This is a genomic window from Paenibacillus liaoningensis (genome assembly GCF_059609455.1).
This window is the reverse complement of record NZ_JCAALU010000005.1, coordinates 44768-66240: the sequence shown is the minus strand read 5'-3', so window position 1 is coordinate 66240 and position 21473 is coordinate 44768. Positions and strand designations below refer to the sequence as shown.

The window sequence follows — 21473 nt, the reverse complement described above, 5'->3', positions numbered from 1 at the left end:
GACGAAGACATCCTGTGAAATGAAGGAGCTGTGAATTTCATGATGTCCTCGTGGCAAGTTATTGTGGATGCGATGCCCTTGCTGTTGCAAGGGTTATGGATAACGGTCAAAATTGTTGTCATCTCGCTGCTGATTGCATTCGTAATCGGATTAATTACGGGATTGATGAATACATCATCGAGTAAAATTTTAAAGTTTATTGCAACGCTTTATATCGATATTATTCGCGGTACGCCGCTGCTCGTCCAAGTGTTTTTCATTTATTTCGCCTTGCCGGCATTTCTCGACATCCGTATTCCTGCGGAGACAGCCGGGATCATCGCAATCAGCGCCAATGCCGGTGCTTATATTGCGGAAATTTTCCGCGCCGGCATTTCGTCGATTGATAAAGGGCAGCGGGAAGCCGCCCGCTCCCTCGGTCTCAGCCAGGTGCAGACGATGCGCCTCGTCATTTTGCCGCAGGCGTTCCGCCGCATGATTCCCGCTTTCGTCAATCAGTGTACGATCAGCATCAAGGATACGTCGCTATTATCCGTAATCGGAATTAGGGAGCTGACCCAAAGCGGTGAAATTATCATTTCTACCAACTACCGCGCTTTTGAAATATGGGGAACGGTTGGCGTCTTGTATTTCATCATTATTTACGGTATTTCACGCCTGTCCCGTGTGCTTGAAAGGAGGCTGAGCCTGAAATGATTATTGTAGAAGGTTTGCAGAAAAAGTTTGGCGACAATGAGGTGCTTCGGGATATATCCACCACTATTACCGAGAAGGAAGTCGTCTGCATTATCGGCCCTTCCGGTTCAGGCAAAAGCACCTTCCTGCGTTGTCTTAATTTGCTAGAGGAAGTGACATCCGGCGTTGTAACCATCGGCGACGTGACCGTCACGGCTCCAAAGACGAATATTGACAAGCTGCGGCAAAATGTCGGCATGGTGTTCCAGCAGTTCAATCTATTTCCGCATTTGACGGTGCTGGAGAACATTATGCTGGCGCCTAAGCATATTAAGAAGGTGGGCAAGGAGACGAATGAAAAGCAGGCATTAGCGCTGCTGGATAAAGTCGGTCTTGCCGCCAAAAAGGATGAATACCCCGCCCGCTTGTCCGGCGGACAGCAGCAGCGTGTCGCTATCGCTCGTGCGCTGGCGATGAACCCGCGGGTCATGCTGTTCGACGAGCCAACCTCGGCACTCGATCCAGAAATGGTCGGCGAGGTGCTTCAAGTGATGAAGGATTTGGCTCATGAAGGGATTACGATGGTAGTCGTGACGCATGAAATGGGCTTCGCCCGCGAAGTTGCAGACCGCGTTATTTTCATGGATGGCGGGTATATTGTCGAGCAGGGTCCGCCCGCTGCTATTTTCGATACGCCCCAGCATGAGCGTACGCAAGCTTTTCTGAGCAAGGTGCTAGGCTAAAATATGGACTGCCAAGAACAAAGAAGCTTTCGTTCCTATATTGACGGGGAGCGAGAGCTTCTTTGTTTTATTCCATACGGCTATCCTTATCGTCAGCCCGAATACGTTATACTAGCGTTGCAAGAGCCTCCGGTGTGAAAGCTTGAAGCTCATTCCATCGGCCTTCGCGTATTTTCACAGCCCATTCCGGATCGCCCAACAGTGCGCGCCCAACCCCAATGACCCGCGTGTCATTCGAACACGCCAATTAATATTAGATGCTTTCATGTGGCAGTTAAATCATACGGACTTTCATACGATGACCATTATGGACATTGCAAAAAAAGCGACGATTAATCGGGCGACGTTTTATGCCCATTTAATGGAGCCAGGAAGGCAGACAGGAAGCCCCATCCGCCTTAGCCCGCAAAATCGTTCCATTAATCATTGGCGGGATTTCTCAATTACATGTAGTAGAAGAGCTATAACCCCCACCGACGGGCGCTAGCTTGCAGCTGACAGCTTAACGACGACAATTTCCGGGCGATTGAACAAGCGCTGGGGAACGACGCTGTTGCCAAGCCCTCTGCTGACCAGCATATTCGTCTGGCCGTTTACATATTGGCCCGCATCGTACACGGGCAGTAAACCCTGCCCCGGAGCGACAAGTCCGCCAATAAACGGCAGCCTGACTTGCCCGCCATGGGCATGGCCCGAGAAGGTCAGATCGATACCTTCACGAACATAGACGTCAAACAGTTCAGGACGATGGGACAGCAGTATCGTGTAAAGCCCTTCTTCTGCTTGCTTTCCCGCCTCCGCTTTCGTTGCGGCACCCGCACTCTCTTTCCCGGCTATGTTGGCAAAGTCTTCAATAGCTGTTTGAATATTTTGCTCCGCCGCCTCTGCATCATGTCCAGCAAACGATGAAAATTTCGGATCATCGATGCCTAGCAATCGGATTTCTCCAGCTGCGGTCATAGCCCCAGTCTCAGCCCCGCTCCCTGCTCCACTTCCAGTTCTCGTATTACTACTTCCAACAGGGATGCTTTCCGCTTCATTCCGCAGGACATGAACGCCAAGCTCCAGCAGCTTTTTCTCCAGCTCCGGGTAACGTGCGTAAGCATATTCATGATTTCCCGTCACATAATACACAGGGGCCAGCTTCACGATTTCTGCCATTAGCTCAAGGCTTTCCGCCTCGCCTCCACGCCTGCTATCAATTAAATCGCCTGTAACGACGATGATGTTCGGCTGCTGATTTTCCACCTTGCGAACGAGCCGCTGCTGCTTATCACCAAATCTTTTGCCATGCACATCGGATAACTGCACAATGGTAAAGTCCTTCAGCCCCTGCGGCAGCTTCGCTGACGAAAGCTGAAATGACGACACCGTCAAAGCATTATTTTGAAAATAAAGAAAAATGATGATAGCAGCTACAGCGGCTATGAATATCCCTACTCTTTTGAGCAACTTGCGCATAAGCTCCTCCTCTTCTTTTTATGTTCCTCTATGATTTCCTGCTCTTTCCTCCTGTCTATTATACCTGTTTCTATTGCTGAACCAAGGTTAAACGGCTGTCGCCCTCCTTTTTGCGGCGCGGCGCGTTTTAGTCCGAGAAATATAAGCCCATTATAAGGATGAAACTTATAAATGCTTATATTAAAAAATAAGCGGGACGCCGCATGCGCCCCGCTCTTATTCGATTGCCTTATACGTTAACCTTTTTCACGGCTTCGCTCATCTCATGCGTCTGCTGCCGAAGCAGACTCGACGTTTGCGCCACCTTCTGGAACATGACCGACTGCTCGCTGGTCAAGCGGTAAATCTCATCAGAGCGTTCCGAAACGCCCGATGCAATATGCGCAATCGCATGGACGGACGCCGCAGCCTCCTCAGACCCTGCTGTCATCTCCTCCGCCGATGCAGATACCTCTTGAATGCGCTGCGTCACGGTGCGGAAGGCGTCCACCACATGGGTAAAAGCTTGCTCCGCTTCCGCCGTAATCGCTACGCCTTGGCCAATCTCTTTGGCGGTAACGCCCATCTTCGTGCCGATGTGCTGGGATTCCTGCTGAATGCCAAGCAGCAAATCCGATATCATCTGCACCGATAAGCTTGAAGCCTCCGCCAGCTTCCGCACTTCATCGGCTACAACAGCGAAGCCTTTGCCATGCTCGCCTGCATGGGCTGCTTCAATCGAAGCATTCAGCGCCAGCAGCTTCGTCTGGGTAGCAAAATCCCGTACCGCTTGCAGCGCCCCGCCTATTTCCTGCGAGTAGCCGCTAAGCACATCGACCATTGCAGCGACATCTCCGGCTACCGCGGAAATGTTCTCCATCTGATTTTTCATCTGGGTCATGCTTTCTTTGCCAGATTGCGCTGTGGCCAGCGCGCTTGTCGCCGCATCCGAAACAGCGGTCGAAGACTCGGATACGCTGGTGATTCCTTTAGCGATTTCCTCCATCGCATTCGCGCTGTCGCTTGCGCCTTGCTTCTGCGTATGTGCGCCCTGCCGGATATGCTGCACGGAATGGTCAACCGTCTTGCTCATGACCAGCATCTCCTCCGCATTGCGACTGAATTGCTCTGTCGAATCAACTAAAATATTCGTCGTTGCCGCAACACCTGCAACCATATCGCTAATGATTTTATTCAAGTTGCCGGACATATGAATCATCGCTTTAAACGTACTGCCGATTTCGTCCTCGCTTCTGAGATGGTACGCCGTCAAAATCTGATTGGCCTGCGCCAGCTCGCCATGCGCCATTTTATCGACACTGGCCTTCAATACTTTCAGCGGTCTGAGCCCCTTTACGACAAAGCGCAATACGATCGCAATGGCCGCAACCGTTATGAACAGCAGCAGGACATAAAAGGGAATGCTCGACTTAATAATATCCGATTCAATATCGCTAACAACGGATACAGCCGTATCAATGCCAATGACGCCAATCAATGCGCCGCTGCTGTCCAATAAGGGAGCGTACGAGGAAATATATTTGCCGTACTCCTCATTGTCAATAATCGGCGAGCTTGCTGTGCTTCCTTGCAGCAGTTTCTGAACCGCATCGCCCGGCATATCGGTCACTTCATTAATCGGTGATGCCTTATCCGCATCCTTCATGCCGTCCACCATAATAAGCGGCGTGCCCTTGTCATCGATTTTCACGAAATACACATACATGGCGCCGATGCGCACGCGAAAATCATCAAGCTCATCACGTATGGTCAAAAATAAATCATTTTCCTTCGGTTCTTTGGCAAACTCAGCATAAGCAGCTGTATCCAGCTGGTTGACGTAGCTCTGAGCAATCTGGATGTTATAGCTGGAAATGGCCTCCTGTGCAGCTGACTTCATGTTCGCCAGCTGCAGCAATACGCTGCCGGCAGAGATAATAACAATGACTAGCGTAACTACCGCAACAATGCGTGCCACTAAACGTTTCCTGAAAAATCCGATCATCCGATCCTCTTCCTCCCGCATCAAACCCAGCCTTTTTTACTAGTCCGCTACCCAAATCTAACATGCTTCAAGTACTATGTATGTTGAAAATTTTAAACGAATATGTCGAAATTCGCAAGAAATTATTGGGCCACCGCTTGCAATCACTTACGAAATAAGAGGTGAATGGAAGGCAGGGTCGCGCTCCCTGTTTCAGGGGCTTGCTTCGAGTACAAAGACACAAAGATAGACTTGGTGGACACAGCAGCCGCTATTTCCACAAAATCACGGGTTTAGGCACTGTCTGCGGACTCAGGAGCAGCTAATGTGCTGCCAAAAGCCATTTTGATGGGATAAGGAGGGCCATAACGGATTTCCTGTCCGCTTACGGCCTGAAATCGATTAAAAAGCCAAAATAGCGGAACCTCAGTCCTCAAAAAAACAGTGAGCATTCTCGAGCTGCGCGCCATCAGTAACAGTGACCTCAGAACAGTGACCTCAGAACAGTGACCTCAGTAACAATGACCTCTGCCACGGAGCTCTCAGCCAAAATCGTATGCTGCGGTTCCCACCCTCGAAACGGTAAGATGAGACTTGCCTCGAATAAGAGTTACGCAAGGAGCAGCATGCCAACTCTAGTTACCTATCCAGCCAAGAAAAAAGGCGGAGCCCCATAGCCCCGCCTTCTACCTCTGCATTTCCTTGCTTACGCCTTCTCCACTTGAAAAACAAACTTCCATTTAGCAGCGTTGCCGGAGTATCGGCCTCTGTTTTCCACGACCTTTACATCAAGCGTATGCTTCTTGCCCGACGTCACCGTTGAAGCCTTGAAAGACTTATTGGCTGTGCCGACATCCGGAATTTTGTCCTGCTCGATTGCCGTTGCCTCCAGCTTCACGAGCTCGCTTGGCTTTAGCGTCAGCTTGATGCTGTCACCAGCGGCTACGGCCTTTCCATTGATCAAAACCTGCGTCTCCCACTCATTCCCCACAGAATCGTTCGACACCAAATCCTCACTAACGAAGGTGACCTTAATCGTCACCGTCTTCGCAGCTGCCGCAAGCGGCTGTACAGCAATTGCAGTAAGCAGCGCGACCATGAGCAGCACGCGCAAGCTTTTGACCAGCATGCTGAAGTTCCTCCTTTCATTTTTTCTATAAATTTTCCTTTTATGCCAGTATCAATCAGGCATATAATCTATAACGGCAGCTTGCAGCAGTTGTATAAGATCGGCATTCATATATTCGTATTCATCGGGAATGTGCAGGCAAATGACCCGCTTCTCGCTTAACGCATAGGGAAACTTCTCCTGCATACGGCGCAAATGCTTTTTCTCCATGACAAAAATAACGTCAGCCCAGCCGAGGTGGCCTTCGGTCACTCGCACTCTAGCCTGCGGCTCTGTTCCGGCAGAACGCACCTCATGTCCATCAATACCATTCAGCACCGTTTCAGCTGTCAAGCTGCGCCATTTGTTCCGGCTGCATATAAATAATAGCTTACTCATCCTACAGCTCGATGCTCGTGTAATGCTCAACGACCGGAAACGGATCATAATAATGATGCAGCAGCCGCTTCCATTCCTGATATTCCGCGGAACCGCGGAAGCCCTCTGTATGATCCTCCAGCGTCTCCCATTTCACGAGCAGCAGGTATTTATTTTGCTCCTCCAGGCAGCGCTGCAGCTCATGATGCACGCAGCCTTTCATGCTGGAAATGATTTGCGAAGCTTCCTTGAAGCTGGCCTCGAACGAATCTGCGTGCCCTGCCTTGACCTGTAAAATAGCAACCTCCAAAATCATAAGTGCACGGCCCTCCCGCTGCTTTTTCAACCTGCTTTTATTATTTTGCCGAAATAAATTGAACGACACCAATAGACATCAACATCAAAAACATAACAACAACAAAACCTATAGCGAACTTCAGTCCGCCAGGCAAGCTTTGCCGTTTTCCGTGCTCCTGCTCTAGCTTCTCCAGCCGCAGCTTAATTTCATCCAGCTCTCTTTCCTTATTCTCCTCCATCATGCGCCACCTCTTCCTCCTAGTAGATATCCTTATTCTACCACAAAAGGAATCGCCATCTTCCCTAGCTCCTATCCAGCAGCTGCTTTAAGCGGCCGGGAAAATCCGTAATAATGCCGTCCACCTGCTTGTCTAGCAAGGCTAGAAAATCTTGCTCTTCATTCACGGTATAAGGATAGACAGCGATATTGGCCTTTGCGGCTTCCGCCGTATCCTCGGCGTCAATGCTGCTGTAATGCGGATGCAGCGAAAATACTTCGCAGCCCATCAGCCCGGCATAAGCTGCTGGCGCAATTAATGCCGCCCCATAAAGCAGACCGATCCGCAGCTCCGGCATCCGCGCTTTCAGCCGTGCCAGCAGTTTATGATCGAAGGAGGAAACAATCGTGCGCTCCATGCGTCCAGGCTCCTGCAAAAAAGCGTCCAGCGCTTCATCCAGCGCGCCGTTATAGGAGTCCTTCGCTTCTACATTAATTTCAATAGGCTTCGGAAGCAGCGCATAAACCTCCTCCAGCAGCGGTGCCCTTTGCCCGCTAAACGCTGCGGCAAATTTGCTGCCCGCATCCGCCTTGCTGATCGCCTCATAATTCATGCTGCGGATCAGGCCAGTCTGCGTCGTCGTCCGATCCAGCGTCGCATCATGGCAGACGACCAGCTTATTATCAGCTGAAAGATGAATGTCCAGCTCGACCATATCACAGCCTTGATCGGCAGCTAATTGAAAGGATGCGAGCGTATTTTCCGGGGCTTCGCCCGCTGCTCGATGCCCAATAATAAGCGGACGCTTCGCTGTTTCTTTGTTGTTTCCGGCTTCTCCTGCTTGCTGCTTATTCATCCTTCCACTATCCTCTCTACTACGTATTAGGGCAAATATAAGCATTTATAAGCTTCACACTTATAATGGGCTTATATTTCGCCCTCGAAACGAAAGCTTTGCCGCCAGTGGACGGCTTGAGCCGTTTACGCTTGCTATTATAGCAAATTTATGAAATGGGCTGCATCTGCGCATAGGCGCAACGATGCAGCCCATTTCATTTTTTAATGCGGGACTGTCATCCTCTGGCTGCTTTCTTTATAATGGAACTAAAAAAAGAAGGTGCGCAATTATAAGCTCCAGTGAAAAATATGGCGTATTCGGCTACCGCTTTCAGGAGCCCGCCGTACAGCCTATCTACCAGCTCTATGCGACTGGCTATGAGAAAATGGACAGCCTTCTGTATGAATGGGACGGCATGAAGCGAACGGACGGGCCGCTTTATTTATTTCAATATACCGTTTCAGGCTGCGGCCAGCTGGAGCTGGATGAACAGCGCTTCTCCGTCCCGGCAGGAACGGCCTTTATGGTGGAAATACCGGGTAAGCATCGCTATTTTGCACGGGATAATGGAAATGGCAGCATTGGTGACGGCGGAAATGACGACGAGAACGGCACCCCATGGGAGTTTTATTTTGTGCTGTTCCGGCAGCAGCATCTTGGCGAGCTATGGTCAGCTATGTTAGATTCGCTTGGCCCGCTCCCGACTTTTCCGCTGGATTCTCCGGTTATTCGCATGCTCCAGCTCATTTATGCCGAGGCCAAGCATGGCCGGATTGAAGATGTTCATCAGGCTTCCTCGCTTGTGTATCAGTTTATGATGGAGCTGAGCCGCAGCCGTTCTGCCGAGCGCAGGCAGCGCAGCAGCTGGCCCGATAAGGTGCAGCGGGCGGCTGCATATATGGAGCAGCATTATACTAGGCCGGAAAGCCTCGATGAAATTGCGGCTGCCGCCGGATCGTCGAAATACCATCTGACACGCACCTTTGCCGAAGCGACCGGCATGACGCTGCTCGCCTATATGACGCGGCTGCGCATGGAGAAGGCTACCCAGCTGCTTCGGCAATCGCCCCTGTCTGTTCATGAGGTTGCGCTTGCGGTCGGCTACACGAGCGGCAGCTATTTCAGCAAGGTGTTCCGCAGCTGGACGGGCTTCCCGCCCAGCGAGTTTCGCGAAGCGCAGGAGCTGCCGGCCACGTGGCGGTTTATGTTCGACTGAAACCGCAATATTTTACATGGATACGCAATACTTTATGCTGGAAACCTATCGTTCTCTCGCTTACCATGGAAGAATAGAACCGCAATATAAGCGACGAAGGGGACGATATCGATGTTGAAGCATCACGAACTGGCTGTTACGCCGCCGATGGGCTGGAATAGCTGGGATTGTTATGGCGCAAGTGTGAAGGAAGAGGAAGTACGGGCCAATGCTCGTTATATGGCGGAGCATTTGAAGCCTTTTGGCTGGGAATATGTCGTGGTGGATATTCAGTGGTATGAGCCCGGAGCCTATTCCTCCTCGTACCGCCCTTTCGTGCCGCTGGAAATGGACGAATATTCCCGCTTGCTGCCCGCCGTTAACCGGTTCCCATCCGCTGCGGAGGGACAAGGCTTTAAACCGCTTGCCGAATATGTACACAGTCTTGGACTGAAATTCGGCATTCATATTATGCGGGGCATTCCGCGCCAAGCCGCCCATGCCGACACGAAAATTCTCGGCACCGACGCAACTGCCCGCTCGATTTCACAAGCCGGTGACGGCAGCATTTGTCCGTGGAATACCGACATGTATGGCGTCAATACGAACAAGGATGGCGCCCAGCAGTATTACAACTCGCTGTTTGAGCTGTATGCTTCATGGGGCGTAGATTTTGTAAAAGTCGATGATATCGCTGCTTCGAGGCTGTATGGCATCCGGGCTGATGAAATCAGCATGATTCGCCAGGCGATTGATGGTTGCGGACGTCCGATGGTGCTCAGTCTCTCCCCTGGCCCGGCTCCAGTCGAGCACGCTGAGGAGCTGACAGCTGGCGCCAATATGTGGCGGATTACGGACGACTATTGGGATTTATGGCATCTGCTGTACGAAATGTTCGAGCGTTGTGAAAAATGGGCTCCCCATGTCGGCCCCGGCCACTGGCCGGATTGCGATATGCTGCCGCTCGGCCATCTTGGTATTCGCTCCGTTGACGGCGGCGGCGCTGACCGCTGGACGCGCTTTACCCGCGACGAGCAGGTAACGATGATGTCGCTATGGTCTATTTTCCGCTCACCGCTCATGTTCGGCGGGGAAATGAACGATAATGACGAATGGACGCTGTCGCTGCTCACGAACAAGGAAGTGCTCGCGCTGCACCAAAACAGCCGCGATGCCCGCCAAGTTTACCGCGATAGCGCAGACCGCATCGTATGGACCGCAGGCTCCGCTGAAGGCGACGGCCACACCTTTGTTGCTCTGTTCAATGCAGGCGATGAAGCGGCTGTCGTATCGGTATCGCTAAACCAGCTTGGGCTTAACGGTACGCGCAGCGTACGGGATGTATGGCAACAGCAGGATCTAGGAAGCTGCGCGGATTCGCTTTCCTATCAGCTTGCTCCCCATGCCTCCCTTCTGCTGAAGCTCTCCATCTAATAACAAGAAGAAGTCCCCTTCGTGACCAGCCGATCACGAGGGGGACTCTTTCATTTATGAATAGACGGTTATGCTAGCCTTGGTGATACAGCCAACGACTGCTAGCTCTGCTTTCTATTAGATACCGCCATTGTCGAGATAAGCCTGCATTTGCTTCTTGAGCTCTTCACGGATGGTATCCAGTCCGAGTGCGCGAAGCTCCTTGTTCAATTTCTCGGCGGATTGCTTCCAGTTCGGATCAAGCCCGTGCCTGAAAATTTGCACCGCTTGGTCGAACTTCGGCTGCACTTTGGCAATTTCTGTTTTGACCGAATCGGAATTGAAGGTAAAACCCGACAGCGGGATACGGAAATAGCTGTCATTGCTGCCTTGATAGTTCAAGTAGTCGAGCGTAAGCGCGTCATTATCTGAGCCTACGCGGGACAGGATCGGATTCCATGTCAATTCATATTTAGGGAAAATGTAATTCGTTGAGCCTTCTGTCAGGCTGTATTGCTTCTCGCCTTCCGCTTTCCAGTGTGTTCCCTCGATGCCAAGCTCGAACAGGTCATGATTTTCCTGGCTGGAAAAAATCCAGTCGATAAATTTCATCGTGCGGTCTGGGTCCTGTGCCGTAATGGGAATGACCAGATCGTTCCATGCTTTGTAATCGGTAGGAATACAGCCTGCTTTTTTGTCTGCTGCGCAGGACAAGTAGACGAACGGCTCGACGTCTGCGCCAGGAACCGCTTTCTGCAGCTCTTGTCTAACACTTGGAATATCGTTAATCGTGCCTTCAAACGAAGCGGCTTTTCCCGCCTTGAACAGCGCGATGGCATCCTTCTCGCTAAGTGAATCCTTCTGGACATAGGGATTGAATGCAACGTACTTGTCATAAGCCTGATAGATATTGTCTGGATTGTTGAATGGCTCCGGGAAGCTCGCATATTCAGACGCAGGATCGCCGATTGTCGTAACGCCAACGACAGTTTTGCCATCCTCGGACAACGCGACGTTGAAGTCGGCGCCTGTTCCCGTAATGCCGAGTCCATTGACCGCCCAGTTGGCTCCGCGGAACGTCTGTGAATTCGTTTCGACCTCGAACATTTTGAAGAAGCCGCGCGCTCCTTTAAGCGCCAGAGGGATCATGCTGCCTTCATTTTTTCTGACATTGTCCAAATAAACCTTGTAATCGTCGTAGCTTGCAATCGGGTCCATGCCATATTTTTCACGCAAGTCTTTACGAACCATAACAGCTTCAATATCGGTGTAATATTGCGTAAGCGGAATGGCATAAATATGGCCATCTATTTTATTGCTGGCGAGAAACTCCTCCGAGAATGCAGCTTTCAGTCCAGGGTAATCGTCATTGTTAAAATATTTATCCAGCTCCGTATACAGCCCTTGGCTGACATGCTGGCTCAGGTTCTGCCATGGCGCGTCGAAGGCCAAATCGACCTGCTCGCCAGTAGACATTTTCAGCTTCATCTTCTGTTTATGGTCGTCACCTGTGTTAAATTCGAACTCAAGCTTCGTATTCAGCGTATCCTTCGTTCGGTTCTCGAACTCCGTCAGCACGCTGCCTAAATCCGTCGGCTTGTCGCCGAACAGCATAACCTTTAAAGTAATCGGTTTCAAAGCAGTGTTTGTCGAAGCTCCTCCGCTCTCTGCTGCACTGGAAGCGGCCGGTGTGTTTGTGCCACCGCTGTTGTTCGAGCAAGCTGAAACCAAAGCGACGATGGTCAGCATCAGGAAAAATGATTTAAACACCTGTTTCATGTTTTTTCCTCCCTTTTATGTGTGTAAAGTATATACTAAATCGCCTTTTGAAAGCGAATTCAGCCGGGCGCAAGCTAGCCTTTGACGGCGCCTACCATCAAGCCTTTGACAAAATATTTTTGCAGGAAAGGATAGAGGAAAATAATCGGGCCAATCGTGACGACCGTCGTCGCAAGCCGCGTCGTATAAGTCGGTGTCGCAAAGCCGGGAATATTGACCTTGGATGATATGGCATTGGCAAACTCCACATTGCTCATAATCCGCATAATTAAATATTGCAGCGGGAACAAGTCCTCCTTGGAAATATAGAGCATCGCCTCAAACCATTTGTTCCAGAACGCCAGCGCATAGAACAGGCCAACCGTTGCAATCGCAGGCAGCGAGATCGGCAAAATGATACGGAATAAAATATAAAGATCGTTTGCGCCATCGATTTTGGCTGATTCAGCAAGCGACTCGTCTATCGATTTGAAGAAGTTGCGCATAAGGAACATATTCCAGGGACTTACGAGCGCTGGAATAATGAGCACCCATATGGAGTTTGCCATGCCTAAATATTTTGTAATAAGCAAATAGTTGGCGACAAGCCCGCCATGGAACAGCATCGTAAAGTAGACGTAGAAGTTAATGCCATTGCGGTATTTGAGCGTCTTGATGGACAGCGGATAAGCGAGGGCGCACGTAACGAGCATCGCAAGCGCTGTACCGACAATCGTTACAAACAGCGTGACCCCATACGCTTTATAAATCGTTGCATCTTTAAAAATCAGCTCATACGCCTTAAGCGAAAATTCCTTCGGCCACAGGCCGTAGCCATCGCGGAGCAAGGACGTCTCCGTCGTCATCGAGCTGCTGATGACCATGAGAAACGGCACGATGCAATAGAGGGCGAATAGGGATATGAGTACATAAATGGACAGCTTCACTATGCGGTCCGCTGCGCTTTCTTTGATCATGTGAGGCACCTCCTGTGCGGCAACGTGTATTTTTAAAATAAAGCGGAATCCGGGCTGAACTTTCTGGCGATTTGATTCGCGGTCAGCACAAGAATAAAACCAACCATCGATTGGAAAACACCTACGGAAGCCGCCATGCTCATATCTCCCAGATCCATGAGCGCCCGATATACGTACGTATCAATGACGTCTGTTGTGGGGTAAAGAATCGGATTGCGTCCGACAATCGCGAAGATCATGCCGAAGTCGCCATAGAAAATTCCGCCCATAGCAAGCAGCAGCATTAATATAATCGTTGGCTTGAGCAGGGGAAGCGTAATAAATCTTATTTTTTTCCACCGGCCTGCTCCGTCAATTGAAGCGGATTCATAAATATCCGGATTAATGCCAGATATCGTCGCCATATAGACAATTGAGCCAAAGCCTGCACCCTGCCAAAGCTTGATCAGCACAAGAATAGCTGGCCAATAGGCGGCTTCGTTAAAGAAGGAAATTTCTGCGATGCCGAATGCGCCTAATATTTTATTGATGAAGCCATTTTCACTGGATAGCAGCGCCACGATAAACATCGAAATAACGGTCCAGGATAAAAAATAAGGCAGCGTTACAATCGTTTGCGTAATGCGCTTGAACCATTTTCCGCCTAGCTCGGAGAGCATAATGGCGATAGCGACGGAAGCGAGCGTGCCAATTCCGATAAACAGCGTGTTCAGAAACAGCGTGTTCACCATCACCTTAATCGTGTCGCTGGATTCAAAGAAGAAGCTGAAATTTTTCAAGCCGACAAATTCGCTTTTGAACAGTCCCAGCCTTGGATTAAAATCCTGGAAGGCAATGACGATTCCGCCTATGGGCAAATACGAGAAGATAAATACGACTAGCAGTCCCGGCAATGTAAGCAAGTAAAGCAGGCCGTTTTTATGAAGTTCACTAAAAAAGGAGTCCTTCTTTTGCTGCCCGGCTGCTTTGCTGCCCGTTTTTTGTAATGCTGCTTCTCTCACATGTAGACCTCCTTAACGCTGCTTGCGTTTTCTTGTGCCCTCATCATGGCAGAAACAGCAGGCGCCCAGCTAGAATAAGATGTTCCGATATCCGCAATTTCATCGCTCGCACACGCTATAAAATGTTACTTTTTCACTGAAAAGCTGCTTTTTTCGCACAAGCAAAAACGACTTTGTCGTCCTTCTGGGACGTGTGAAGAGCTTTGCCTTAGAATTTTAAGCGGATATAAGGATGAAACTTATAATTTCTTAGAATTAAAAAAAACCGCCCCTTACAGCGGAGCGGCCGTTTTTCTCAGCATGATAGAACCTTTCACAGTGTTGTTTCATCTTCCTTAACATCCTTCAGCATCGTGTCCAGCATGTACGCCTTGCGATAATGAACGGGCGATTTGCCCGTATGCTTCTTGAATGAGGCATAAAAATAATTCGTATTCGTCATCCCGACCAGCTCTCCGACCTTTCCGGCAGATAAATCGGTAGACAGCAGCAGCTCCTTCGCCTTGTCGAAGCGGAAATCGGCAATATACTGCGAAATTGTTTTGCCTGTAAAATCTTTAAACACTTTTCTCGCATAGTTTGTCGATAATCCCACGGCTTCCGCCAAGCCCTCTACCGACAAATTCGGATCGGCATAGCCTGAGCGCACCTGCTCCTCAATAAGCGATACCGCCTTCACATTCGTCTGCGACGAGCTGTGGTCGCGCTGGCTCATCACTCGCCTGCATGCCGCTGCAAACTCCGTTATCATATGCTCCAGCGTCTCCTGCTTCTGAATCGTTTCCGGAAGCGACAGCATCCCGCTCTGCAGCAGCTCGGCTTCGCTGACCATCCCTTTGCTGGTCCGCACCGCCATAACCGTCAATTGATACACATACAGCATAATTTCATCATATTGATAGGTGCGGATTTCCGCAAAAAACTGCTCAACCGCCTGCTGGAATTTCGCCTTATCCCCCAGCTTCATCTGATCGGTAATATGCTTCTCCAGCGCTAAAGGATAATCATGCTCCGCAGCGGCATGGATAGCGGCCTCTCCTTGCTCGGCAATAATAGTGCCATAGCCGCAAATCAGACGATAGCGCGACGAATGGTAGGCCTGATTCCAAGAAAGCGGAATCGCCTTAAGCGTTTGCACAACTGGCCCAATCGCAATCGTAACCGACAGCTTCAAATACTGCGCAACCTTGGACTGAATATCTGCCATCCGCTGCTCAACCTCGGCAGTACCGCCTAGCTCGCCATCCTTCCAGCTCAGAAGCAGCACGATCGTATCGTCATTATCGTCCATAGCCTCGCGCTGCATCGGCGACGTTATAATTTCCTCCGCTATATTGGAGATCGCGTATTTGAATAAGGAAATATCCGCCAAATCAAATTGCTGCAGCCGCTTATCATATTCATCGAGGCGAATGACGCATATTTGGAAGGAATCCGCAGCGTGCAAATTCAGCCCAAGCTCGGTCAGTTTTTTATCGCCTGCCAGGCCCGTGTAGCCTCCTTGAATAACGGAGCGCAGCACCTCCTTGCGTTTGGCGGGCAGATAGCCCGATACGTCAAGCTGCAGATCCGTTACCTTCCCCTCCAAATAGGAAAAGGATTTCGTCAGCAGCTCATACTCATTAAGCTGGGAGCCATCTTTAAGTCCAACCTGCAGCGATGAGCCTACCCGCTTCATAATCGTATTGAGCGGCATATAAATCATGCGAATGGAAAAAAGTGCCGTGGCCGCGGCGATTAGGACAAAAATAGCGGTCATCCAGACGATAAACTGCTTTAAGTGATTGACCTTCAGCAGCAGGCTTTCATTTTCCGCAATGCCAATAAAGCTCCAGCCTAGACGATCCGACTTAAAATAAGAAACGAAGACGCTTTGATTATTAATCGTATCGCTCAGTTGGCCGCTTTCCGCTGTAGAATCCAATATGGTACGAATATAAGGCTCCTCATTTAAATTTTTATTCACCATGCTTGGATTGCTGTGGGAAATGACCGTTCCCTTATCATTAATAATGACCGATTGAATCGAGCTGCCGCTGCCGCTTCCCTTCGTTGCCAGCTGCTGCAGCATCTGTTGATCCAAATTTACGACAAGCGCGCCATCAATAATCGAATTGCGGGCGAATTGGGAATAAACAATCGTAATCCAGTTCTTCTCATAAGACTTTGCTAACTCGGTATACTTTTCATTCCGCGGAATAAATACGCCTTTTTTATAAAAATCCTTCTCCTTCAGCATCGCCGTCAACCTTTTATCATAAAAATCTGCAATTGGCGTAATCGGCTTCTCCGACGAGAAAACGCTATCATTATTCAGGTTGTAAATATAAATCGAATCGATTAATGGGTTCGCTTCCTTCATCTCGGACAGCAGCGTATTAATTTGCTTCATCTCTATATAAGTGAAGGAACCGCCATACATCGCGTTATAAACGACCTGGTTGTCATAGTTTTTGGCAAAATAGTTATAGGTCGAGGTAAGCAAAATATCAGCCGTATTATAAGACTGCTCGGTCATCCGAATGACCGACTGGTTGACGTCCTCCGTCAAATTATCCGAAACCTTATCGATAATGACATAAGCAAATACCCCAATGAGAATAAATCCGACAGCTACATACGAAAAGATCATTTTCAGCAGCAGCTTCCGCTTCATGATAAAGCTCTTTACATTGTTCATTGCCTGAACTCCCCCACGTTTGTATAATCTGCTGACGCTCTGTTTATATTTTGCTGTTTTCTGATAATACCATGAAGTCGCCGGAGCGAATACCTTCAGACGAGTATTCCTTGTGTCTGCGCTACTATAAATATTAATGATTTGGTTACTATTTGAAGAACAACCCCACGATATCCGTCTTGTGACGGACCGCTCAGCAAATATGCAGCTGCGTATTGTATTTTTATTTACTTAAGTGTATATTTATACATAACGAGACTTATACGGAGGTTAGACGATGCCTAATTTGAAAAATAACGATACAGCTGCCTTGCTGGCAGCGGCCAAAAAATCAGTGCTGTTCACAGCAAACAGACCCGAAGTCGTGATGGAGCGCGGGGAAGGCATGTACTTATGGGATACGGAAGGTAAAAAATACCTCGATTTCAGCAGTGGCTGGGCGGTCACCAGCTTGGGACATTCGCCTAAAGCTTTGCAGGAGGCCATTGCCAAGCAAGCAGGACAGCTCGTGCATGCAAGCCCCGCATTCTATAACAAACCAATGGTTGAGTTCGCGGAGCTGCTGACAAGCGTGTCCGGCTTTGACAAAGCCTATTTCACCAGCAGCGGCGCCGAAGCGAACGAAACCGCGATTAAACTCGCCCGCAAGCATGGCGCCCTAAATTTAAATGGCGCTTATGAAATTATTACTTTGACAAACAGCTTCCATGGAAGAACGCTCGCCATGATGTCGGCAACGGGCAAAGCGCATTGGGAAAGCCTTTATGCCCCTAAAGTTCCAGGCTTCAAGCATGTGCCTATTAATGATTTTGACGCGTGCTTCGCTGAGATAAACGACCGTACCTGTGCCATTATGCTGGAGCTCGTCCAAGGGGAGGGCGGCGTCCATTCGGTGGATGTGCCTTACCTGCAGGCGCTGCGCAAGGCATGCGATATTTATGGCATTTTGCTTATTTTCGACGAGGTTCAGACCGGTATTGGCCGGACAGGAAAAATGTTTGCCCATGAGCATTATGGCGTTAAACCAGACGTCATGACGCTGGCGAAAGGAATTGGCGGCGGCTTTCCGTTATCCGCGACGCTAACGATGAAGCAGCACGATCTTTTTGAGCCTGGCGATCAAGGTGGAACATATACGGGTGGACCGCTTGCGATGGCAGCAGGCCAGGCAGTCGTAGAGGAGATTATTCGTCTGGATTTGGCCACCAATGCGAAGCTGATGGGTGATTTAATGACAGAGAAGCTGGTTGAGTTGTCCCGCGAGTATGCGATCACCGATATTCGCGGCAAAGGCTTGCTGCTCGCCTTCACTGTGCAGGAAGGCATAGCGCCACAGCTTGCGGCTTGCTGCATTGAGGATGGATTGATTATTAATGCGCTTAACGCTTCCACGGTACGGATTACCCCCGCACTCACGGTAACCGAAGCAGAAACGGACGAAATGTTCGAGCTGCTGGAGCGTGCCATGAGCAAGCTGGGACTAAAAACTGTACAGAAAGTAGCGGCCAACGCCTAGCCGACAAGAAGAAGCCGACAGCTGCCCAATAGCTGTCGGCTTCTTTCTCATCGTCTTATGAAGGCTCATAACGGAAATAATCAAAGTCTGCATGCAGCCTCGTGCCGTTTAAATCCTGCACGCACATCCCTGCCAGCGTCCCCGTAAAGCCAAGCTTGCCCTCATATTCATCCGACAGCTGCCCTAAATCCAGCCTTTCGCCCACGGCCATCCATTGTTCACCATCTTCCGAGCAATAGAAATGAACCTCATCGTCGTGGATAACCGCCTTCAAATAACAGCTCTCCCAGCCTTCCGCCACTACGGTTGCGCCCTCTGGCTCTTCATAATGCCCTTGCTTGCTAGTCACCAGCGCAATATGCTTGCCAAGTTTCTCATCGCGGCTTATCCGCAAATAAAAATAATCGTCCACATCATAATACAGCGTCAAGCCAGCCATTTGGTTAAAATGTTCCGGCTCAAACCGCATGCAGGTTTCGATCTCGCAGTCATAATGCTGGAGCCTGCGGGCAACCAAGCTTTGCTGATGCAGCGAATAAAGGGATTCCCGCCCGTATAGCCGCAGAAATCCGGGCTGCTCCTTCAAGCTCAGCCAGCTCTCATCAGCCGGAACCCTCAATGTGCTGAAATGCAAATTCAGCTGCGGCGCATGGAAGTGATCAACAGCCGCTTCTGGCTCGAAAGGATGCTCCTTAAGTCCAGCCGCCTCGACCTCTACCTGCGGCAATCGTCCGCCGCCGGCAAGCCGCAGCCAGCCCTCATCGGTCCATTCCACCTTCTGCAGCGCGGTTTCCCGTCCAAGTGGACTGAGCATTCTCCCTTTCAATGGCCTTGCGCATAGATGAGCAATATACCAGTCGCCATGCTGCGTCTCAACAAGCGCGCCGTGTCCGGCCTTCAATAGCGAATGCTCAGGATCGTTAACGGTTGTCAGAAGGGGATAATGGGGGTCGGCTTCATACGGCCCTTCAACTGTTCGCGATCTGGCAAGCGTTCCCGCATGGTTATAACCCGTGCCGCCTTCGGCGCAAAGCATATAATAATAACCATCCTTCTTGTACACGTTAGGCCCTTCCGTCAAGCCGATGTCCGTGCCGCTGAATACATGGCGAACTTCGCCAACAAGCTTTCCCTGCTCAGGGGAAAACTCCTGCATCACGATTCCTGCGAAGTGGCTTTTTCCTGGACGGAAATCCCATTTCATATTAAACAGCCATTTGCGGCCGTCGTCATCATGCAGCATAGCGGGATCAAAGCCGCTGCTGTTCAAATAGATCGGCTCCGACCATGGGCCTAAAATATCGCTGGCAGTTACTAAATAATTATGAAGATCCTTAAATGGCCCCTTGCGAGCAACTACATCGGTAATAAGCAAATAAAAGGTGCCGTTATCATAGGTTAAATTCGGTGCCCATATGCCGCCTGAGCTTGGCTTGCCTCTTAGATCCAGCTGCGATACTCGGGTTAAAGGATGCGTTAGCAACCGCCAGTTGATGAGATCCTTCGAATGATGAATTTGCACCCCGGGAAACCATTCAAACGTCGATGTGGCGATATAATAATCATCCTCAACCCTAATAATAGACGGATCGGGATTAAAGCCCTTCAGTATTGGATTAATGATCATTCGTTCTCCTCCTGTGTATAGAAGTCCTGTTAACGCCTCTAGTATAGCGTCTTTATCTGAGCAGCCAAGCTGCAAAAACGAATGAATTCGACTAAAACTCCCACACATGCCGCAATGAATGTTAACGATTTGTTAGAAATATGCTCTTCTATAATAAAAAATCGGCGTACTGGAATCTATGGAAGACTCCAGCACGCCGATGCGGCTAAACCTGACAATTAAAATTTAAAATAGTTTTTCGCATTGTAGTAGCTAATGTTGCGGACAATGTCGCCCAGCAGCTCGCGGTCATCCGGCACTTCGCCGTTCTCCACCCACTCGCCGAGCAAATTGCACAAAATCCGGCGGAAATACTCATGCCGGGTATACGACAGGAAGCTGCGGGAATCGGTCAGCATGCCGACAAACCGGCTCAGCAGACCGAAGTTCGCGAGCGCCTTCATTTGTACGACCATGCCGTCCCGTGTATCATTGAACCACCAAGCGGAGCCCAGCTGGATTTTGCCCGGGATGCCGTCGCCTTGAAAGCTGCCGATAATCGAGCCAAGCACTTCATTGTCCATGGCATTAAGCGAATACAAAATCGTGCGCGGCAGCGCCTCATCCTTCGCCAGCTCATCAAGCAGCTTAACGAGCGGATACGCAAGCGGACTGTCACCGATAGAATCATAGCCGGTGTCCGGTCCAAGGCGATTAAACATCGCCGTATTATTGTTGCGCGCGGCATTAATATGAAATTGCATCGCCCAGTCATGCTTCGCATACAGCTTTCCGAGGAAAACAAGCGTATACGTTTTGTATTTTTTCTCATCCTCAAGGCTTACACGATTTCCGGCAAGAGCGCTAGCAAAAATCGCCGCTGCCTCATCCTTCGTCGTCTCTCCGTAAGGCACATAATCAAGCGCATGATCCGAAACGCGGCAGCCGGCCTCGTGGAAGAAGGAAACTCTTGCTTCCAGCGCAGCTAACAGCGCCTCATAGCTGTCCAGCTTTTGGCCCGCGGCCTGCTCCAGCTTCGCGATCCATTCCAAGAAACCAGCGCGGTTAATTTCCAGCGCCTTATCTGGACGGAATGAAGGCAGCACCGCTACCGGAAAGTCCGGCAGCTCTTTAATTTTCAAATGATATTCCAGCGAATCCGCAGGATCATCCGTCGTGCAGACGACCTCAACCTTGGAGTTTACGATGAGATCGCGGGCCTTGAAGCCATCTCCCGCCAGCTTCGCATTTACTTTTTCCCAAATCGCCGGCGCATTGCGCTCATTAATCACTTCATCGACGCCGAAGAAGCGCTGCAGCTCCAGATGCGACCAATGGTAAAGCGGATTGCCAATCGCCTGCGGAACCGTCCTTGCAAAAGCGAGGAAGCGGTCATAATCGCTGACGCCTTCGCCACCCGTGACATATTTTTCTTCAATGCCGTTCGAGCGCATCGCCCGCCACTTGTAATGATCGCCATACAGCCAAGCTTCCGACAAATTCGAGAAGCTGATGTTGTCGTAAATTTGCTGCGGGCTCAAATGGCAATGATAATCGATAATCGGCATGTCCTTTGCATAGTTATGGTACAAATCCCGCGCCGTTTCATTTGCTAGCAAAAAATTGTCGTCCAGAAACTTAGCCAA

The 21473-nt window shown here is 50.0% G+C and carries 18 protein-coding genes; 5 read left to right on the top strand and 13 right to left on the bottom strand.

What is annotated here, in order from left to right; genetic code table 11:
* The first annotated feature begins 39 nt into the window (after positions 1-39).
* Both AC6B99_RS08145 and AC6B99_RS08140 read left to right on the top strand, forming a co-directional pair.
* Entirely contained in the window at positions 40-696 is a 657-nt protein-coding gene (locus AC6B99_RS08145) for an amino acid ABC transporter permease (RefSeq protein ID WP_056043344.1), read from the top strand.
* Positions 693-1418 carry an amino acid ABC transporter ATP-binding protein gene (locus tag AC6B99_RS08140; protein WP_056043340.1) on the top strand — a complete coding sequence of 242 codons (726 nt, stop codon included), beginning with the start codon at positions 693-695 and terminating at the stop codon, positions 1416-1418. The genes AC6B99_RS08145 and AC6B99_RS08140 overlap by 4 nt, the downstream gene beginning before the upstream one ends.
* Positions 1419-1901: 483 nt before the next feature.
* Here the strand turns inward: AC6B99_RS08140 and AC6B99_RS08135 are convergent, their stop codons facing one another.
* From AC6B99_RS08135 to AC6B99_RS08105, 7 genes are all read right to left on the bottom strand, one after another.
* Positions 1902-2879, bottom strand: a complete 978-nt coding sequence (locus AC6B99_RS08135; RefSeq protein ID WP_496663159.1) for a metallophosphoesterase — start codon at positions 2877-2879, stop codon at positions 1902-1904.
* Between the two features lie 229 nt (positions 2880-3108).
* The gene (locus tag AC6B99_RS08130) at positions 3109-4863 is read right to left on the bottom strand and encodes a methyl-accepting chemotaxis protein (protein ID WP_056044028.1); all 1755 of its coding nucleotides are present in this window, start codon (positions 4861-4863) and stop codon (positions 3109-3111) included.
* A 685-nt stretch (positions 4864-5548) separates the two neighbouring features.
* Positions 5549-5971, bottom strand: coding sequence for a hypothetical protein (locus AC6B99_RS08125; RefSeq protein ID WP_056043334.1), 423 nt, complete (start codon positions 5969-5971; stop codon positions 5549-5551).
* Positions 5972-6022: 51 nt separating this feature from the next.
* A complete protein-coding gene (locus tag AC6B99_RS08120) occupies positions 6023-6349 on the bottom strand; it encodes a low molecular weight protein tyrosine phosphatase family protein (protein ID WP_496663158.1) in 327 nt (108 codons plus the stop codon).
* A gap of 1 nt (position 6350) precedes the next feature.
* Complete coding sequence (locus tag AC6B99_RS08115) at positions 6351-6644, bottom strand: antibiotic biosynthesis monooxygenase family protein (RefSeq protein ID WP_496663157.1); 294 nt, start codon at positions 6642-6644, stop codon at positions 6351-6353.
* Positions 6645-6684: 40 nt separating this feature from the next.
* On the bottom strand, positions 6685-6867 hold the full coding sequence (locus tag AC6B99_RS08110) for a hypothetical protein (RefSeq protein ID WP_056043325.1): 183 nt from the start codon (positions 6865-6867) through the stop codon (positions 6685-6687).
* 61 nt (positions 6868-6928) lie between these two features.
* Complete coding sequence (locus AC6B99_RS08105) at positions 6929-7699, bottom strand: glycerophosphodiester phosphodiesterase (protein WP_496663156.1); 771 nt, start codon at positions 7697-7699, stop codon at positions 6929-6931.
* A gap of 184 nt (positions 7700-7883) precedes the next feature.
* On the opposite strand from AC6B99_RS08105, the gene AC6B99_RS08100 reads away from it, so the two are divergent.
* Positions 7884-8897, top strand: coding sequence for a helix-turn-helix domain-containing protein (locus AC6B99_RS08100; RefSeq protein ID WP_056043317.1), 1014 nt, complete (start codon positions 7884-7886; stop codon positions 8895-8897).
* Between the two features lie 114 nt (positions 8898-9011).
* The gene (locus tag AC6B99_RS08095) at positions 9012-10310 is read left to right on the top strand and encodes a glycoside hydrolase family 27 protein (RefSeq protein ID WP_056044025.1); all 1299 of its coding nucleotides are present in this window, start codon (positions 9012-9014) and stop codon (positions 10308-10310) included.
* Between the two features lie 117 nt (positions 10311-10427).
* Here the strand turns inward: AC6B99_RS08095 and AC6B99_RS08090 are convergent, their stop codons facing one another.
* The 4 genes from AC6B99_RS08090 to AC6B99_RS08075 form a co-directional block, all read right to left on the bottom strand.
* Complete coding sequence (locus AC6B99_RS08090) at positions 10428-12068, bottom strand: extracellular solute-binding protein (protein ID WP_494857743.1); 1641 nt, start codon at positions 12066-12068, stop codon at positions 10428-10430.
* Positions 12069-12142: 74 nt separating this feature from the next.
* Complete coding sequence (locus AC6B99_RS08085) at positions 12143-13024, bottom strand: ABC transporter permease subunit (RefSeq protein WP_494857741.1); 882 nt, start codon at positions 13022-13024, stop codon at positions 12143-12145.
* Positions 13025-13056: 32 nt separating this feature from the next.
* Positions 13057-14025, bottom strand: coding sequence for an ABC transporter permease (locus tag AC6B99_RS08080; RefSeq protein WP_056043308.1), 969 nt, complete (start codon positions 14023-14025; stop codon positions 13057-13059).
* A 313-nt stretch (positions 14026-14338) separates the two neighbouring features.
* Complete coding sequence (locus AC6B99_RS08075) at positions 14339-16705, bottom strand: helix-turn-helix domain-containing protein (protein ID WP_056043305.1); 2367 nt, start codon at positions 16703-16705, stop codon at positions 14339-14341.
* Positions 16706-16982: 277 nt separating this feature from the next.
* Between AC6B99_RS08075 and AC6B99_RS08070 the strand changes: the two genes are divergently transcribed.
* The gene (locus tag AC6B99_RS08070) at positions 16983-18221 is read left to right on the top strand and encodes an aspartate aminotransferase family protein (protein ID WP_496663155.1); all 1239 of its coding nucleotides are present in this window, start codon (positions 16983-16985) and stop codon (positions 18219-18221) included.
* A 55-nt stretch (positions 18222-18276) separates the two neighbouring features.
* On the opposite strand, the gene AC6B99_RS08065 is transcribed toward AC6B99_RS08070, so the two are convergent.
* Together AC6B99_RS08065 and uxaC are read right to left on the bottom strand one after the other, a co-directional pair.
* Positions 18277-19848 carry a glycoside hydrolase family 43 protein gene (locus AC6B99_RS08065; protein ID WP_496663154.1) on the bottom strand — a complete coding sequence of 524 codons (1572 nt, stop codon included), beginning with the start codon at positions 19846-19848 and terminating at the stop codon, positions 18277-18279.
* Between the two features lie 218 nt (positions 19849-20066).
* Positions 20067-21473, bottom strand: coding sequence for a glucuronate isomerase (gene uxaC, locus AC6B99_RS08060; RefSeq protein WP_494857732.1), 1407 nt, complete (start codon positions 21471-21473; stop codon positions 20067-20069).

Coding starts and splice junctions, on each gene's coding strand:
- AC6B99_RS08145 (WP_056043344.1), top strand. CDS start 40: ATGATGTCCTCGTGGCAAGTTATTGTGGATGCGATGCCCTTGCTGTTG.
- AC6B99_RS08110 (WP_056043325.1), bottom strand. CDS start 6,867: ATGATGGAGGAGAATAAGGAAAGAGAGCTGGATGAAATTAAGCTGCGG.
- AC6B99_RS08125 (WP_056043334.1), bottom strand. CDS start 5,971: ATGCTGGTCAAAAGCTTGCGCGTGCTGCTCATGGTCGCGCTGCTTACT.
- AC6B99_RS08090 (WP_494857743.1), bottom strand. CDS start 12,068: ATGAAACAGGTGTTTAAATCATTTTTCCTGATGCTGACCATCGTCGCT.
- AC6B99_RS08130 (WP_056044028.1), bottom strand. CDS start 4,863: ATGATCGGATTTTTCAGGAAACGTTTAGTGGCACGCATTGTTGCGGTA.
- AC6B99_RS08070 (WP_496663155.1), top strand. CDS start 16,983: ATGCCTAATTTGAAAAATAACGATACAGCTGCCTTGCTGGCAGCGGCC.
- AC6B99_RS08115 (WP_496663157.1), bottom strand. CDS start 6,644: ATGATTTTGGAGGTTGCTATTTTACAGGTCAAGGCAGGGCACGCAGAT.
- AC6B99_RS08135 (WP_496663159.1), bottom strand. CDS start 2,879: ATGCGCAAGTTGCTCAAAAGAGTAGGGATATTCATAGCCGCTGTAGCT.
- AC6B99_RS08140 (WP_056043340.1), top strand. CDS start 693: ATGATTATTGTAGAAGGTTTGCAGAAAAAGTTTGGCGACAATGAGGTG.
- AC6B99_RS08085 (WP_494857741.1), bottom strand. CDS start 13,024: ATGATCAAAGAAAGCGCAGCGGACCGCATAGTGAAGCTGTCCATTTAT.
- AC6B99_RS08075 (WP_056043305.1), bottom strand. CDS start 16,705: ATGAACAATGTAAAGAGCTTTATCATGAAGCGGAAGCTGCTGCTGAAA.
- AC6B99_RS08100 (WP_056043317.1), top strand. CDS start 7,884: ATGCAGCCCATTTCATTTTTTAATGCGGGACTGTCATCCTCTGGCTGC.
- AC6B99_RS08105 (WP_496663156.1), bottom strand. CDS start 7,699: ATGAATAAGCAGCAAGCAGGAGAAGCCGGAAACAACAAAGAAACAGCG.
- AC6B99_RS08065 (WP_496663154.1), bottom strand. CDS start 19,848: ATGATCATTAATCCAATACTGAAGGGCTTTAATCCCGATCCGTCTATT.
- AC6B99_RS08120 (WP_496663158.1), bottom strand. CDS start 6,349: ATGAGTAAGCTATTATTTATATGCAGCCGGAACAAATGGCGCAGCTTG.